Source organism: Brachybacterium sp. SGAir0954, from assembly GCF_005490785.1.
Taxonomy (GTDB): Bacteria; Actinomycetota; Actinomycetes; order Actinomycetales; family Dermabacteraceae; genus Brachybacterium; species Brachybacterium rhamnosum.
The window spans coordinates 1,578,184-1,592,442 of record NZ_CP027295.1 but is presented as its reverse complement, the minus strand read 5'-3'; the positions used below and the strand labels follow the sequence as shown (position 1 = coordinate 1,592,442).

Here is a 14,259-nt window from a genome sequence, read left to right as displayed (position 1 = left end):
TCCTGGGACGGCGGCTGACGGGCCCGCGGACCGGCTCGGCTCCGACCGGGAATCGCATCCGGATCGGGGCAGGGCACGGCGCTCACGCGCGGAGCACACCCGATCGACCAGCGTACACGGCATCCGCGGGACCCGCGAGGGAATGTGCCGATGACCCCCGTCACGTGACCGGACGGGCCGGCGCCCGGAGGGCTCCCGGGACGTCGTGCGACGCGCCGGGGCGAGGCGTCAGGCCGCGGGATCCGGTGCGGCCGTGATGCCCGCGGCGGCGAGGCGGGCGGCGCCGCCGTCGGCCTCGGTGAGGACGATCAGTCCCTGCTCGGTGACGGCGACGGAGTGCTCAGCATGGGCGGCCCGGCCGCCGCCGGTGGCGCGCACCGTCCAGTCGTCGTCGTCCATCTCCCACTCCCCCGAGCCCTGGATGAGCATCGGCTCGATCGCGAGGCACAGACCGGGGACGACCTTCGCGCCCCGCGAGCGGGTGCGGTAGTTCATGACGTCCGGCGGCTGGTGCATCGCGGTGCCGATGCCGTGGCCGCCGAAGCCCTCGAGGTGGGAGAGGGTCTCCCCCGCCTCCATCGCCACGAGGTCCTCGATCGCGGCCCCGATCTCGCCGACGCGGCGCGCCGAGGCGAGGGCGGCGATGCCCTCCCACAGCGCGGCGTCGGTGATGCGCACGAGCTCCTCGTCCGCCGCACGCCGCGGGGCGCCGACGATGTGGGTGCGCGCCGCGTCGGAGTGCCAGCCCTCGACGATGCAGCCGCCGTCGATGGAGACGACGTCCCCCTCCTCGATCACGAGCTCACCGGGGATGCCGTGCACGACGACCTCGTTGACGCTGATGCAGAGGGAGGCGGGGAAGCCCTGGTACCCCTTGAAGTTCGGCAGGGCGCCTTCGTCGCGGATCATCTCCTCGGCGAGGGCGTCCAGCTGTGCGGTGGTGATCCCGGGGCGCAGCTCGCGGGCGAGCATGTCGTGCACGCGCGAGAGCAGCAGTCCGCTGCGGCGCATGATCGCGATCTGCTCGGCGGTCTTGAGCTCGACCTTCTCCCGGACGATCCCCACGGCGCGCCCGCTCAGCCCTGCAGCGCGGCGGTCAGCGCCGCGGAGACCTCGTCGATCGAGGCCATGCCGTCGACGCGGCGCAGCACGCCTCGGCCCTCGTACACCTCGACCAGCGGAGTGGTCTGCTCGGCGTACACGTGGAGGCGGTGGCGGATCGTCTCCTCGGTGTCGTCGCTGCGGCCGGACTCCTGGCCACGGGCGATGAGGCGCTCGACGACGGTGTCGTCGTCCGCCTCGAGCAGCAGCACGCGATCCAGCGCGGTGCCGAGCTCGGCGAGCATGCCGTCGAGCGCCTCGACCTGCGCGAGGGTGCGCGGGTAGCCGTCGAGCAGGAAGCCCTCGCGGGCGTCGTCCTGCGCGAGGCGGTCGCGGACCATGTCGTTGGTGACCGAGTCCGGTACGTACTCGCCCTTGTCCATGTAGGACTTCGCGAGGACGCCGAGCTCCGTGGACTGCGAGACGTTCGCCCGGAAGATGTCGCCGGTCGAGATCGCGGGGATCCCGAGCCCCTCGGCCAGGCGCGCGGCCTGGGTGCCCTTGCCGGCGCCGGGAGGGCCGACGATCAGCAGGCGGCGGGCGGTCGGAGCGGTGTCGCTCGCGGAGGTGCTCGTGGAGGTGTCGGTCACCGGAGGATCCCTTCGTAGTGGTGCTGCTGGAGCTTGGCGCTGATCTGCTTCACGGTGTCGAGACCGACGCCGATGATGATGAGCAGCGACGCCCCACCCAGCGGGAAGTTCTGCGAGGCGCCCAGGTACACGAGCGCGAACAGCGGGATCAGGGAGATCACCGCGAGGTAGATCGCGCCGGGCGTCTGGATGCGGTTGATGACGTAGGTCAGGTACTTCTCCGTGGGTCGGCCCGCGCGCACGTTGGGCACGAAGCCGCCGTACTTCTTCATGTTGTCCGCGATCTCCTCCGCGTTGAACGTGATGGAGACGTAGAAGAAGGCGAAGAAGACGATCAGCGCGACGTACACGACGGCGTAGATCCACGAGAACGTGAAGCCCATGACGAGGTGCGTGTTGATCCACTGCACCCACCCGGCGCTCGGGTCGCCGAACGAGGCGGCCATCTGCGGCAGGGCCAGGATCGAGCTCGCGAAGATCACGGGGATCACGCCGGCCTGGTTGACCTTGATCGGGATGTACGTGGAGGTGCCGCCGTACATCCGCCGGCCCACCATCCGCTTCGCGTACTGCACGGGGATCCGCCGCTGGGACTGCTCCACGAACACCACGCCGAGCATGACCACGAGGGCGATGACGATGACGAGGGCGAAGGTCATCCAGCCCTGGAGCTGCCAGATCTGGCCGAGCGCCGCCGGGAAGGAGGCCGCGATCGAGGTGAAGATCAGCAGGGACATGCCGTTGCCGATGCCGCGCTCGGTGATCATCTCGCCCATCCACATGATGAGGACGGTGCCGACGGTCATGGTGAGGACCATGAGCACGAGGGTCACGATCGACTCGTCCGGGATCAGGGTGAGGTTGCAGCCGGTGAAGAAGTTGCCCGAGCGCACGAGGGTGATGATCGTGGTCGCCTGGAGGACGGCGAGGCCGATCGTCAGATAGCGCGTGTACTGGGTGAGCTTGGCGGTGCCGGACTGGCCCTCCTTGTGGAGGGCCTCGAAGCGCGGGATGACCACGCGCAGCAGCTGGATGATGATCGACGCGGTGATGTAGGGCATCACGCCGAGGGAGAAGATCGACAGCTGCAGGAGGGCCCCGCCGGAGAACAGGCTGACCATCCCGAGGACGCTGCCGCCCTGGGCGGCGGAGGCCTGGTCGGAGCACACCATGACGTTGGTGTAGTCGAAGCCCGGGGTGGGGATGAAGACGCCGAGCCGGTAGACGGCGAGCAGGCCCAGGGTGAAGAGGATCTTCGCCCTCAGCTCCGGTGTGCGCAGCACACGCACGATCGCGTTCACGAAAATTCCTCCTGGAGGTCCGGGGACGGGGACCGCCGGTCCTGCCGGCGGAGCCCGTGGCCGCCATGGCGGCACGGTCGTCGGACCGGTCCCGTAGGTGCTGATGCACGACGACGGGGCACCGCGGCACAGAGTATTCTGCGCCGCGGTGCCCCGTCAAAAGAGGTCACGCGGTGGTGACGGTCCCACCCGCCGCGGTGATCTTCTGCTCCGCCGAGGCGGAGAACTTCTGCGCGGTCACGTCGAGCTTGACGCTCACCTCGCCCGTGCCCAGCACCTTGACGGGCTGGTTCTTGCGCACGGCGCCCTTGGCGACGAGGTCCTCGACCGTGACGGAGCCGCCCTCGGGGAAGAGCTCCTGCAGGGTCGCCAGGTTCACGACCTGGAACTCGACGCGGAAGGGGTTGGTGAAGCCGCGGAGCTTCGGGAGGCGCATATGCATCGGCATCTGCCCGCCCTCGAAGCCGACGGGCACCTGGTAGCGGGCCTTCGTGCCCTTGGTGCCGCGGCCCGCGGTCTTGCCCTTGCTCGCCTCACCACGGCCGACGCGGGTGCGCGCGGTCTTGGAGCCCGGCGCGGGGCGAAGGTCGTGGAGCTTCAGGGGGTTCTGGTTGTCGTCGATCATGGATCAGTCCACCTCTTCGACCGTCACCAGGTGGGTGACGGCGCGGATCATGCCGCGGATCTCGGGGCGGTCCTCCTTCACCACCGTGTGGCCGATGCGCTTGAGGCCGAGGCCGCGCAGGGTCGCACGCTGGGACTGAGTGCCGCCGATGTCGGAGCGCACCTGGGTCACCTTGAGCTGCATCACGCACCCACCTTCTCGGCGCGGGCGGCGGCGCGACCCTCGGCCTGCGCACGCAGCAGGGCCGCAGGAGCGACGTCCTCGACGGGGAGACCGCGACGGGCCGCGACGGCCTCCGGCTCCTCGAGACGCTGGAGGGCGTCCACCGTCGCACGGACGATGTTGATCGCGTTGGTCGAGCCGAGCGACTTCGAGAGGACGTCGTGGACGCCCGCGCACTCGAGCACGGCGCGGACGGGACCGCCCGCGATCACACCGGTGCCGGGGGCAGCCGGACGCAGCAGGACGGTGCCCGCGGCGTCGTGGCCCTGGACCGGGTGCACGACGGTGCCCTGGATGCGGGGGACGCGGAAGAAGTTCTTCTTCGCCTCCTCGACACCCTTGGAGATCGCCGAGGGCACCTCCTTGGCCTTGCCGTAGCCGACGCCGACGGTGCCGTCGCCGTCACCCACGACCACGAGGGCCGTGAAGGAGAAACGACGGCCGCCCTTGACGACCTTCGACACGCGGTTGATGCTGACCACGCGCTCGAGGAATGCCGACTTCTCGGCCTCCTGGTTGTTGCGCCCACGGCCCTCGCCGCGACGCCCGCCGCGATCGTTGCCGCCGCGGCCGCTGTCGTTGGTGGAGTTCTCGCCCCGCCGGCCGGTGGCCGCGGGACCATTGTTCCGCTGCTGTGCAGCCATGTTCAGATCCTCTTCTCGTCCTGTGTCCGGGGGGCGGTCACAGCGCCAGGCCGGCCTCGCGAGCGCCGTCAGCGACGGCGGCCACACGACCGTGGTACTTGTTGCCGCCGCGATCGAACACGACAGCCTCGATGCCGGCGGCCTTGGCGCGCTCGGCGACCAGGGTGCCGACGGTCTTGGCCTTGTCCGACTTGGTGGCGGAGGCGGCGCGGACGTCGGCCTCCATCGTCGAGGCCGAGGCCAGGGTGCGACCCAGGGAGTCGTCGACGACCTGGACGAACACGTGGCGCGACGACCGGGTGACCACCAGGCGCGGGCGCTGGGCGGTGCCGATGACGCGACGACGGACGCGGAGGTGACGACGGCCGCGGGAGCGCAGCTTCGAGCCGGCCTTGCCCTTGGTGTGCTTGAGTGCGTACCCCATGATCACTTACCAGCCTTTCCGGCCTTGCGGAGCACGGTCTCGTCCGCGTAGCGCACACCCTTGCCCTTGTAGGGCTCGGGCTTGCGCAGCTTGCGGATGTTCGCGGCGACCTCGCCCACCTGCTGCTTGCGGATGCCGTTGACCGCGAACTTGGTCGGCGACTCCACGGCGAAGGAGATCCCCTCGGGGGCCTTCACCACGACGGGGTGGGAGAAGCCGAGGGCGAACTCGAGGTCCGTGCCCTTCGCGGTCACGCGGTAACCCGTGCCCACGATCTCCAGCTTCTTCGTGAAGCCCTCGGTCACGCCGAGGACCATGTTGTTGATGAGCGTGCGGGTCAGGCCGTGCAGGGCCCGGTTCTCGCGCTCGTCGTCGGGGCGGCTGACGACGATCGAGCCGTCCTCAGCGCGCGCGACGGTGATGGGGGCGGGCACCTCGTGGGTGAGCTCGCCCTTGGGGCCGGTCACCGTGACGGTGCCGCCCTCGATGGAAACGTTGCTGACTGCGGCCGGCACAGTGACCGGCAGGCGTCCGATGCGGGACATATGAAGGCTCCTCTCCCGCTCACCAGATGTAGGCGAGGACTTCCCCACCCACACCCTTCTTGGCAGCCTGCTTGTCGGTCAGGAGGCCGGAGGACGTGGACAGGATCGCCACGCCCAGTCCGCCGAGGACCTTGGGCAGGTTGGTGGACTTGGCGTACACACGAAGGCCGGGCTTCGAGATGCGGCGCACACCGGAGATGGCGCGCTCACGGCTGTCGGAGTACTTGAGCTCGAGGGAGAGGGTCTTGCCCACCTCGGCCTCTTCCTCGGTCCAGCCGAGGACGTAGCCCTCGGCCTTGAGGATGTCCGCGATGCGGACCTTGAGCTTCGAGGACGGCATGGTCACGGTCTCGTGGTAAGCGCCGGAGGCGTTACGGATGCGCGTGAGCATGTCCGCGATCGGGTCGGTCATGGTCATGTCTGTAGCTTCTTCCTCACCTGGTTTCCCTCACCCCTCGCGGGACGGGGACCTGTGGCGATAGTCCTTACCAGCTGCTCTTGGTGACGCCGGGCAGCTCACCGCGGTGAGCCATCTCGCGCAGGCACACACGGCACAGCCCGAACTTCCGGTACACGGAGTGGGGGCGGCCGCAGCGCTGGCACCGGGTGTAGCCGCGCACGGCGAACTTCGGCGTACGCTCCGACTTCTTGATCAGGGCGGTCTTGGCCATATCAGTTCTCCTTGAAGGGGAAGCCGAGCAGCTTCAGCAGCGCGCGCCCCTCGTCGTCGGTCTTCGCGGTGGTCACGACCGTGATGTCCATGCCGCGGACGCGGTCGATCTGATCCTGGTCGATCTCGTGGAACATGACCTGCTCGGTGAGACCGAAGGTGTAGTTCCCGTTGCCGTCGAAGTGGTTCGGCGACATGCCGCGGAAGTCGCGGATGCGCGGGAGCGCGGTCGAGAGCAGACGGTCCAGGAACTCCCACATGCGATCGCCGCGGAGCGTGACGTGCGCACCGATCGGCATGCCCTCACGCAGCTTGAACTGGGCGATGGACTTGCGGGCCTTGGTGACCTGCGGCTTCTGGCCGGTGATCGCGGTGAGATCCTTGATCGCGCCGTCGATGACCTTGGAGTCGCGAGCGGCGTCGCCGACGCCCATGTTCACGACGACCTTGGTCAGGCCCGGGATCAGCATGACGTTCTCGTAGCCGAACTGCTCGGTGAGCTGGCCCTTGATCGTCTCGCGGTACTTGGTCTTCAGGCGCGGGGTGGGCGCCTGCGTGGTGGTCGTCTCCGACATCAGATGTCCTTCCCGGAGCGCTTGGCGTACCGCACGCGGACCTGCTTCGTGCGGCCGTTCTCGAGCTCGACGGTCTCGACGCGGAAGCCGACCTTGGTCGGCTTGTTGTCCTCCGGGTCCACCAGAGCCACGTTGGAGACGTGGATGGGGGCCTCGCGCTGCTCGATGCCGCCCGCACCGCCGGCCTGGTTCGGCTTGAGGTGGTGGGTGCGACGGTTCACGCCCTCGACGAGGACGCGCTCGGTGTCGGTGAACACCTCGAGCACACGGCCCTGCTTGCCCTTGTCGCCGGCCTCGAGGCCGCGCTTGGCGGCCGCATCGGCGTCACCGGTGCGACCGGAGATGACCTGCACGAGGTCACCCTTCTTGATCTTCATCTTTGCCATGTCACACGACCTCCGGCGCGAGCGAGACGATCTTCATGAACCGCTTGTCGCGCAGCTCGCGACCGACGGGCCCGAAGATGCGGGTTCCGCGCGGCTCACCGTCGGTCTTGAGGATGACCGCGGCGTTCTCGTCGAAACGGATGTACGACCCGTCGGCACGACGGCGCTCCTTGGTCGCACGCACGACGACGGCCTTGACGACGTCGCCCTTCTTCACATTGCCACCGGGGATGGCGTCCTTGACGGTCGCCACGATGGTGTCGCCGATTCCGGCGTAACGGCGACCGGAGCCACCGAGAACGCGGATGCAGAGGATCTCCTTGGCACCCGTGTTGTCGGCGACCTTGAGTCGCGACTCCTGCTGAATCACTCCGTACTCCTGTCGTCTCACCGGTTCTCACCCGCATGAGCGGGCCGAGCCTGGCGGAACGGATGGTGGACCGCTGCCCGGCGAGGCGCCCCCGGAGGGGCGGATCGTCGGCGCGGACAGCCACGGGCATCAAAAAACCCTCCGGCGGACTCGGGCACAAGGACCGTTCCCTCGGCCGGGGCCGTGGGGACGGGCGGTGCGAGGTCTCCGTCGGGGGATGGACGCTGCCGTCCGCGAGATCCGGGCTCTCACCCGGATTCGCAACCCTCCCAGCATAGGCGCTCCGCGTGCACCGTGGGAAGGGAGTTCCCGGGCCGCCCCCGTGTGTCCTTGCTCTCGGAGCGCGGCCGCCCCGGTCGCGCCGGGCCCCGCGATCCTTCCGCCACCTCACTCCGGGGCGACGATCCAGAGCTCCTCGGCGCCGCGGCAGGCCTCCGGGACGGTCCACGAGTCGGAGGTCCTCCACGTGGTGTCCGAGGCCTCGATGCTCCCCCCGCCGAGCTCGACGTACTGCCCCACGGTGAAGGACCGAGGCCGCGCGTCGGACCGTCCGAAGACGGGGTACACGTCCTCCCCCTCGTCGCCCCGGACGACGATGCACCCGCGGACCTCGGCGACCGTGCCGACCAGCAGCGCGGCATCCCCTTCGCGGGAGTCCGGGAGGGTGATCCAGGTCAGTCCCGCCTTGTTGACCGCCGGCTCGGGCGCACCGCATCCTGCCGCGACTGCGAGCAGCAGCGCCGCGGCGCCGAGCATCCGCACGCCGCTCCCCCATCGCACCGCCCCGTGGTCCATGCCCCGATGCTCCGCGCCCCCGCCCGTCACCACCAGCGACCCCGGCCGATCGGCATCGGATCGTGACGGACCACCTCGGCGGCACAGTCCCTAGACTCGCCGCATGATCGACATCGACGTCGCCCGCCGCCTCCGCGCCGCGGGCCTGGACTGGGAGCCCCGCGACGGGGACCGCTTCGCTATCGACACCGAGGACCTGCGGGAGGAGACCTTCCTGCTCTCCTCCATGGTCATCGAACCGGGGATCAGCCGCAGCGGCGGCAAGGTGCTTCGCTTCAACGGGACCACCGAGTGGGCGCTCGACTCCGTGGAGGAGGGCGAGGTGGTGTGGATCCCCCGCGAGGACCAGCTGCGTGAGGCCCTCGGCGAGGCGTTCCTCGCCCTGCGCCGCGACCCGGCCGGGACCGGCTTCGTCGTGGACCTCGCCCGCGGGACGGACAGTCGCGCGATCACCGCTCCGTACGCGGAGGACGCCCTCGCCGGAGCGCTGCTCGTGCACCTCAGCGAGGACTGAGCGAGGACGCCCCTCCCCCATCGCACACGACGACGGGCCGCCCACCCGGAGGTGGGCGGCCCGTCGGTCGCGTGAGGGAGCGCTGTGCTCAGGCCTTCGCGGAGGGCTCCGCGTCGCCCGCGCCCGCGGCGTCCGTCGGCAGCCCGGCACCGGGCTGGTCGAGGGCGTCCTCGATCTCCCGCTCGAGCTCCTCGGGCACCACGATCGGCATCTCCGACGTGTTCAGCAAGGGGTTCTCCTCCTGGTGCTCGACCAGGTCGATCGCCTCCTCGGTGGTCTCCACCGCAGGGAACGAGCCCAGCAGCGGCCGCTGCGCGCTCTCGCGCATGAAGATCACCGCGATGCCGGCCATCACGGCGAACGCCATGATCCAGATCGCCGGCATGTAGCTGTTGCCCGTGAGCTCGATGAGGGTCTGCGAGATGAGCGGCGTGGTGCCGCCGAACAGCGAGACGGACACGTTGTAGGCGATCCCCATCGCGCCGTAGCGCGCGGCCGTCGGGAACAGCGCCGGCAGCGCCGAGGCCGAGGGCCCGATGAACAGGGCCACCGGGACGGCGACCATCACCATCGCGGCCTGGATCGCGAAGAAGGAGCTCTGGTGCATGAGCCAGAAGGCCGGCAGCAGCAGGACGACCGCGGCGATCGCGGCGGCGAAGTACAGGTTGCGGCGCCCGAACCTGTCCGAGGCCATCCCGACGAACGGGATCATCGCGCAGAGGATCAGCAGCGAGGGGATCGTCGCGGCGGCGCTCGCCATCTCGTTGAAGCCGAACTCGCTGCCCAGGTAGGTGGGCATGTAGCTCGTCAGCGCATAGCCGGCGGTGTTCGTCGCGGCCACGATCGCGATCGCGATGAGCAGCTCGCGCCAGTGGTGCTTGACGATCGCACGGGGACCCTTGCGGGCGTGCAGCGAGGAGTCGTCCTCCTCCGTCTGCGCGGCGAAGCCGTGGCCCTGGGCCTCCGCGGCCTGCTCGGCCTCGGTGGCCTCGTAGGCCGGCGTCTCGGGGATCCGGGCGCGGAACCAGATGGCGACCGCGCCGAGCGGGATCGCGAGCAGGAACGGCACGCGCCAGCCCCAGTTGAGCATCGCGTCCGGTCCCCAGACCTCCGCGGTGATGAGGTGGGTCAGCGCGACCGCACCGGCACCCATCGCGAAGCCGAGGTAGGAGCCAACGTCCAGCAGCGAGGAGTAGAAGCCGCGCTTGCGGTCCGGGGAGAACTCGGCGACGTAGGTCGTGGCGCCGGCGTACTCGCCGCCCGTCGAGAAGCCCTGGACGAGCTTGAGGGCGTAGAGCAGGAAGGCGGCCCAGACGCCGATGTCGGCGTAGGTGGGGAGCACACCGATCAGGGCGGTGGCGATCGCCATCATCGCCATCGTGAAGAACAGGACCTTCTGGCGGCCGATCCTGTCACCGAGCGGACCGAGGACCAGACCGCCGAAGGGACGCACCAGGAAGCTCACCGCGAAGGCGAGCAGCGACAGGATGAGGTCGAGGCTCTCGCTGCCGGTCTGGAAGAACAGCTGCGACAGCATGATGGCCATGTAGCCGTACACGCCGAAGTCGAACCACTCCATGACGTTGCCGACCACGGTGCCGCCGATGGCGGTCCGCATGCGGCGCCCCTTGACGACGAGGACGTCGTCGACCTCGAGGCGGGGCGGCTTCGGTGAGCGGCGGCCCTTGCGGGGGCGGCGCGCTGCGGGCGGGGTGGTCGATTCGGATGAAGAGGACATGGACCTGCCTTCGTGAGGCGGGTGCACGAGGGGCCGACGAGCGACGCTTCCTACCTCGCGGTCACGGGCGCGCGGTGTCCCCGACCGGGGGCTCTGCGGCGCCCGGACCCTGGGCACGGCCATATAGACAACCACGTTGCGCAGCGGATGTCACGCCCATGACCTGCATCGATGCTCAGAAATCGGTGCTGACCAGGTGAAGCGGAGCCTGAATCCCCCCTGTGACCCAGGTCGCAGGAGCGGCCTCCCGGCGGCATCGACGGCACGTCCGGCGGGTCCCCTCGGCCGCCCGCTCGAGGGCACGGTGAAGGGCCGGCCACCCCCTCGCGGGGATGACCGGCCCTTCTCGGATGCGGTCGACGGTCACGAGGACCGATCGATCACTTGGCCTTCTCGACGACCTCGACCAGACGCCACCGCTTGGTGGCGGACAGCGGCCGGGTCTCCATGATGAGCACGCGGTCGCCGATGCCGGCGACGTTGTCCTCGTCATGGGCCTTGAACTTGTTGGTCTTCGTGAGGACCTTGCCGTAGAGCGCGTGCTTCACGCGCTCCTCGACCTCGACCACGATGGTCTTGTCCATCTTGTCGGAGACCACGAAGCCGCGGAGCGTCTTGCGGTAGGGACGCTCGTGGGACGACGCGTGAGCGCCCTCCTTCGCAGCGGCCTCGACCTCAGGGGTGTTCTCGTTCATCTCTCAGTTCCTCGCTTCGCGGTCACTCGGCGGAGCCGGGGGCCTGGCGGATGCCCAGCTCGCGCTCGCGCAGGATCGTGTAGATCCGTGCGATGTCCTTCTTGACGGACCGCAGGCGGCCGGAGCTCTCGAGCTGACCGGTGGCGTTCTGGAAACGGAGCTTGAACAGCTCGTCCTTCGCCTTGGCCAGCTCCTCGGCCAGCTTGACGTCGTCCAGCTTGTCGAGTTCGTCGGCGGTGAGCTTGGTCGCTGCCATCAGATGTCACCACCCTCTCGGGTCAGAATGCGGCACTTCATGGGGAGCTTGTGGATCGCGAGGCGGAGGGCCTCACGGGCGGTCGCCTCATCCACGCCGGCGATCTCGAACATGACGCGACCGGGCTTGATGTTGGCGATCCACCACTCCACGGAGCCCTTGCCGGAGCCCATGCGGACCTCGGCGGGCTTCTTGGTGAGCGGGCGATCGGGGTAGATGTTGATGTACACCTTGCCGCCGCGCTTCATGTAGCGCGTCATGGCGATACGAGCCGCCTCGATCTGACGGTTGGTGACGTAGGCCGGCGCGAGCGCCTGGATGCCGTAGTCGCCGAACGCCAGCTCGGTGCCGCCCTTGGCCATGCCGCTGCGGGTCGGGTGGTGCTGCTTGCGGTGCTTGGTCCTGCGAGGGATCAGCATGTCGCTCAGGCCTCCGTTCCGGGCTGCTGCGCGGGTGCTGCCTGCTCCGCGGGGGCGGCGGTCTGCGGCGCAGACTCGGTGCCCTCACGACGCGCGGCGGCGTTGCGCTCGTTGCGACGGCCGCGGGGACGCTCGGCACGGGGGCCACGACCGCCGGAGCGGGGACCCTGTGCGGCGGCCTGCTGGGCCGCGAGCTCCTTGGCGGTGACGTCGCCCTTGTAGATCCACACCTTCACGCCGATGCGGCCGAAGGCGGTGCGGGCCTCGTAGAAGCCGTAGTCGATGTTCGCCCGGAGGGTGTGCAGAGGCACGCGACCCTCGCGGTAGAACTCGCTGCGGCTCATCTCGGCGCCGCCGAGGCGGCCGGCGACGGCCACTCGGATGCCCTTCGCACCGGCGCGCTGCGCGGACTGCATGCCCTTGCGCATCGCACGGCGGAAGGAGACACGGGCGGCGAGCTGCTCGGCGATGCCCTGTGCGACCAGCTGGGCGTCGGCCTCGGGGTTCTTGACCTCGAGGATGTTCAGCTGGATCTGCTTGCCGGTGAGCTTCTCGAGCTCACCGCGGAGGCGCTCGGCCTCCGCGCCGCGACGACCGATCACGATGCCCGGGCGGGCGGTGTGCAGGTCCACGCGGACACGATCGCGGGTGCGCTCGATCTCGACCTTGGAGATGCCGGCTCGCTCGAGTCCATCGGACATGAGCTTGCGGATCGCGACGTCTTCCTTCACGTAGTCGCGGTACCGCTGGCCGTCCTTGGTGGAATCGGCGAACCAACGGCTGGTGTGCTCCGTGGTGATCCCGAGGCGGAACCCGTTCGGATTGACCTTCTGGCCCATTCGGGACTCCTTACTTGTTCACGGGAGCGACCACCACGGTGACGTGGCTGGTGCGCTTCTTGATCTGGAAGGCTCGACCCTGTGCACGCGGCTGGAACCGCTTCATGGTCGGGCCCTCGTCGACATAGGCGGCCGAGACGACGAGCTCGCGCTCGTCGAAGCGCTCACCCGCCTGGTCGGCCTTGACGCGAGCGTTGGCGATCGCGGACTGGACGAGCTTGAGGACGGGCTCGCTGGCGGCCTGCGGGGCGAACCGCAGGGTGTCCAGGGCCTCAACCGTGCTCTTGCCACGAATCAGGTCGACAACGCGGCGAGCCTTCATGGGCGACATGCGGAGGTACCGCACCTGCGCCTTGGCTTCCATCGTTTCCTGCTTTCTCTCGAATTCGAGAAGTGCTGCCGTGCTGACCGAGGTCAGCGGCGGCGGCCCTTCTTGTCGTCCTTCTCGTGGCCCTTGAAAGTCCGCGTGGGGGCGAACTCGCCGAGCTTGTGGCCGACCATCGACTCGGTGACGAACACCGTGACGTGCTTCCGACCGTCGTGCACTGCGAAGGTGTGACCCAGGAAGTCCGGAGTGATGACACTGCGGCGCGACCAGGTCTTGATGAGGTTCTTGGTGCCCTTCTCGTTCTGGACGTCCACCTTCTTCTGCAGGTGGTCGTCGACGAACGGGCCCTTGGCGATACTGCGAGGCATGTGCGGTTCTCCCTATCAGCGCTTCTTGCCGGTCCGTCGACGGCGCACGATGAGCTTGTCGCTCTCCTTGCCCGGACGACGGGTACGACCCTCGGGCTGACCCCAGGGCGAGACCGGGTGACGACCACCGGAGGTGCGGCCCTCGCCACCACCGTGCGGGTGATCGACCGGGTTCATGACCACGCCGCGGACGTGCGGGCGCTTGCCCTTCCAGCGCATGCGGCCGGCCTTGCCCCAGTTGATGTTGGACTGCTCGGCGTTGCCGACCTCGCCGATGGTCGCGCGGCAGCGCGCATCGACGTTGCGGATCTCGCCGGAGGGCATGCGCAGCTGCGCGAAGCGGCCCTCCTTGGCGACCAGCTGCACGGAAGCGCCGGCCGAGCGGGCGATCTTGGCACCGCCGCCGGGGCGCAGCTCGATCGCGTGGATCACGGTGCCCAGCGGGATGTTCTTGAGCGGCAGGTTGTTGCCGGGCTTGATGTCCGAGCCCTGACCGTTCTCCACCCAGTCACCCTGACGCAGCTTGGCCGGGGCGAGGATGTAGCGCTTCTCGCCGTCGGCGTAGTGCAGCAGCGCGATGCGCGCGGTGCGGTTGGGGTCGTACTCGATGTGCGCGACCTTCGCGTTCACGCCGTCCTTGTCGGAACGACGGAAGTCGATGACGCGGTAGGCCCGCTTGTGGCCGCCACCGCGGTGACGGGACGTGACACGACCGTTGGCGTTGCGGCCGCCGCTCTTGGAGAGCGGGCGGACCAGCGACTTCTCAGGCGTGTCGCGGGTGATCTCGACGAAGTCGGCGACGCTCGAGCCGCGACGGCCCGGCGTGGTCGGCTTGTGCTTGCGAATTCCCATGG

At 69.3% G+C, this 14,259-nt stretch carries 23 protein-coding genes; 1 reads left to right on the top strand and 22 read right to left on the bottom strand.

Annotated features, from left to right (window positions below; all coding sequences use genetic code 11):
- Positions 1-228: 228 nt before the first annotated feature.
- The 14 genes from map to C1N80_RS07100 form a co-directional block, all read right to left on the bottom strand.
- Positions 229-1,011, bottom strand: a complete 783-nt coding sequence (gene map / locus C1N80_RS07165; RefSeq protein WP_370297278.1) for a type I methionyl aminopeptidase — start codon at positions 1,009-1,011, stop codon at positions 229-231.
- 65 nt (positions 1,012-1,076) lie between these two features.
- Positions 1,077-1,691: an adenylate kinase gene (locus tag C1N80_RS07160; RefSeq protein WP_137770138.1), complete on the bottom strand. Its 615-nt coding sequence runs from the start codon at positions 1,689-1,691 to the stop codon at positions 1,077-1,079.
- Entirely contained in the window at positions 1,688-2,992 is a 1,305-nt protein-coding gene (gene secY / locus C1N80_RS07155) for a preprotein translocase subunit SecY (protein ID WP_137770137.1), read from the bottom strand. The genes C1N80_RS07160 and secY overlap by 4 nt, the downstream gene beginning before the upstream one ends.
- Positions 2,993-3,158: 166 nt before the next feature.
- Entirely contained in the window at positions 3,159-3,617 is a 459-nt protein-coding gene (gene rplO, locus C1N80_RS07150; RefSeq protein WP_137770136.1) for a 50S ribosomal protein L15, read from the bottom strand.
- 3 nt (positions 3,618-3,620) lie between these two features.
- Positions 3,621-3,803 (bottom strand): 50S ribosomal protein L30, encoded by a 183-nt coding sequence (gene rpmD / locus C1N80_RS07145; protein WP_168198052.1) that lies wholly within the window; start codon positions 3,801-3,803, stop codon positions 3,621-3,623.
- Entirely contained in the window at positions 3,800-4,483 is a 684-nt protein-coding gene (gene rpsE, locus C1N80_RS07140; RefSeq protein ID WP_137770135.1) for a 30S ribosomal protein S5, read from the bottom strand. The genes rpmD and rpsE overlap by 4 nt, the downstream gene beginning before the upstream one ends.
- Positions 4,484-4,520: 37 nt before the next feature.
- Positions 4,521-4,907 (bottom strand): 50S ribosomal protein L18, encoded by a 387-nt coding sequence (rplR, locus tag C1N80_RS07135; RefSeq protein ID WP_137770134.1) that lies wholly within the window; start codon positions 4,905-4,907, stop codon positions 4,521-4,523.
- Positions 4,908-4,909: 2 nt separating this feature from the next.
- Positions 4,910-5,452: a 50S ribosomal protein L6 gene (gene rplF, locus C1N80_RS07130; RefSeq protein WP_137770133.1), complete on the bottom strand. Its 543-nt coding sequence runs from the start codon at positions 5,450-5,452 to the stop codon at positions 4,910-4,912.
- A 19-nt stretch (positions 5,453-5,471) separates the two neighbouring features.
- The gene (rpsH, locus tag C1N80_RS07125) at positions 5,472-5,870 is read right to left on the bottom strand and encodes a 30S ribosomal protein S8 (RefSeq protein WP_137770132.1); all 399 of its coding nucleotides are present in this window, start codon (positions 5,868-5,870) and stop codon (positions 5,472-5,474) included.
- A 67-nt stretch (positions 5,871-5,937) separates the two neighbouring features.
- The gene (locus C1N80_RS07120; RefSeq protein ID WP_103384804.1) at positions 5,938-6,123 is read right to left on the bottom strand and encodes a type Z 30S ribosomal protein S14; all 186 of its coding nucleotides are present in this window, start codon (positions 6,121-6,123) and stop codon (positions 5,938-5,940) included.
- A 1-nt stretch (position 6,124) separates the two neighbouring features.
- On the bottom strand, positions 6,125-6,697 hold the full coding sequence (rplE, locus tag C1N80_RS07115) for a 50S ribosomal protein L5 (RefSeq protein WP_103384803.1): 573 nt from the start codon (positions 6,695-6,697) through the stop codon (positions 6,125-6,127).
- Positions 6,697-7,083 carry a 50S ribosomal protein L24 gene (rplX, locus tag C1N80_RS07110; protein ID WP_103384802.1) on the bottom strand — a complete coding sequence of 129 codons (387 nt, stop codon included), beginning with the start codon at positions 7,081-7,083 and terminating at the stop codon, positions 6,697-6,699. The genes rplE and rplX overlap by 1 nt, the downstream gene beginning before the upstream one ends.
- Before the next feature lies 1 nt (position 7,084).
- Positions 7,085-7,453: a 50S ribosomal protein L14 gene (gene rplN / locus C1N80_RS07105; protein ID WP_137770131.1), complete on the bottom strand. Its 369-nt coding sequence runs from the start codon at positions 7,451-7,453 to the stop codon at positions 7,085-7,087.
- A 387-nt stretch (positions 7,454-7,840) separates the two neighbouring features.
- The gene (locus tag C1N80_RS07100) at positions 7,841-8,248 is read right to left on the bottom strand and encodes a hypothetical protein (RefSeq protein WP_137770130.1); all 408 of its coding nucleotides are present in this window, start codon (positions 8,246-8,248) and stop codon (positions 7,841-7,843) included.
- A 103-nt stretch (positions 8,249-8,351) separates the two neighbouring features.
- On the opposite strand from C1N80_RS07100, the gene C1N80_RS07095 reads away from it, so the two are divergent.
- Positions 8,352-8,762, top strand: a complete 411-nt coding sequence (locus C1N80_RS07095) for a hypothetical protein (RefSeq protein ID WP_137770129.1) — start codon at positions 8,352-8,354, stop codon at positions 8,760-8,762.
- Positions 8,763-8,850: 88 nt separating this feature from the next.
- On the opposite strand, the gene C1N80_RS07090 is transcribed toward C1N80_RS07095, so the two are convergent.
- The 8 genes from C1N80_RS07090 to rplB all read right to left on the bottom strand — a co-directional run bounded on the left by C1N80_RS07090 (position 8,851) and on the right by rplB (position 14,257).
- Positions 8,851-10,500 carry an MFS transporter gene (locus C1N80_RS07090; RefSeq protein ID WP_137770128.1) on the bottom strand — a complete coding sequence of 550 codons (1,650 nt, stop codon included), beginning with the start codon at positions 10,498-10,500 and terminating at the stop codon, positions 8,851-8,853.
- 380 nt (positions 10,501-10,880) lie between these two features.
- Positions 10,881-11,195, bottom strand: coding sequence for a 30S ribosomal protein S17 (rpsQ, locus tag C1N80_RS07085; protein ID WP_103384700.1), 315 nt, complete (start codon positions 11,193-11,195; stop codon positions 10,881-10,883).
- Between the two features lie 22 nt (positions 11,196-11,217).
- Positions 11,218-11,451: a 50S ribosomal protein L29 gene (rpmC, locus tag C1N80_RS07080; protein ID WP_103384701.1), complete on the bottom strand. Its 234-nt coding sequence runs from the start codon at positions 11,449-11,451 to the stop codon at positions 11,218-11,220.
- The gene (gene rplP / locus C1N80_RS07075) at positions 11,451-11,870 is read right to left on the bottom strand and encodes a 50S ribosomal protein L16 (protein WP_103384702.1); all 420 of its coding nucleotides are present in this window, start codon (positions 11,868-11,870) and stop codon (positions 11,451-11,453) included. Before rplP ends, rpmC begins: the two co-directional genes overlap by 1 nt.
- Positions 11,871-11,875: 5 nt before the next feature.
- Positions 11,876-12,709: a 30S ribosomal protein S3 gene (rpsC, locus tag C1N80_RS07070; RefSeq protein WP_137770127.1), complete on the bottom strand. Its 834-nt coding sequence runs from the start codon at positions 12,707-12,709 to the stop codon at positions 11,876-11,878.
- A gap of 10 nt (positions 12,710-12,719) precedes the next feature.
- Positions 12,720-13,073, bottom strand: a complete 354-nt coding sequence (gene rplV / locus C1N80_RS07065; RefSeq protein ID WP_103384703.1) for a 50S ribosomal protein L22 — start codon at positions 13,071-13,073, stop codon at positions 12,720-12,722.
- A gap of 50 nt (positions 13,074-13,123) precedes the next feature.
- Positions 13,124-13,405: a 30S ribosomal protein S19 gene (gene rpsS / locus C1N80_RS07060; RefSeq protein ID WP_114853748.1), complete on the bottom strand. Its 282-nt coding sequence runs from the start codon at positions 13,403-13,405 to the stop codon at positions 13,124-13,126.
- Positions 13,406-13,420: 15 nt separating this feature from the next.
- The gene (gene rplB, locus C1N80_RS07055) at positions 13,421-14,257 is read right to left on the bottom strand and encodes a 50S ribosomal protein L2 (RefSeq protein ID WP_103384749.1); all 837 of its coding nucleotides are present in this window, start codon (positions 14,255-14,257) and stop codon (positions 13,421-13,423) included.
- Between the last annotated feature and the right edge of the window lie 2 nt (positions 14,258-14,259).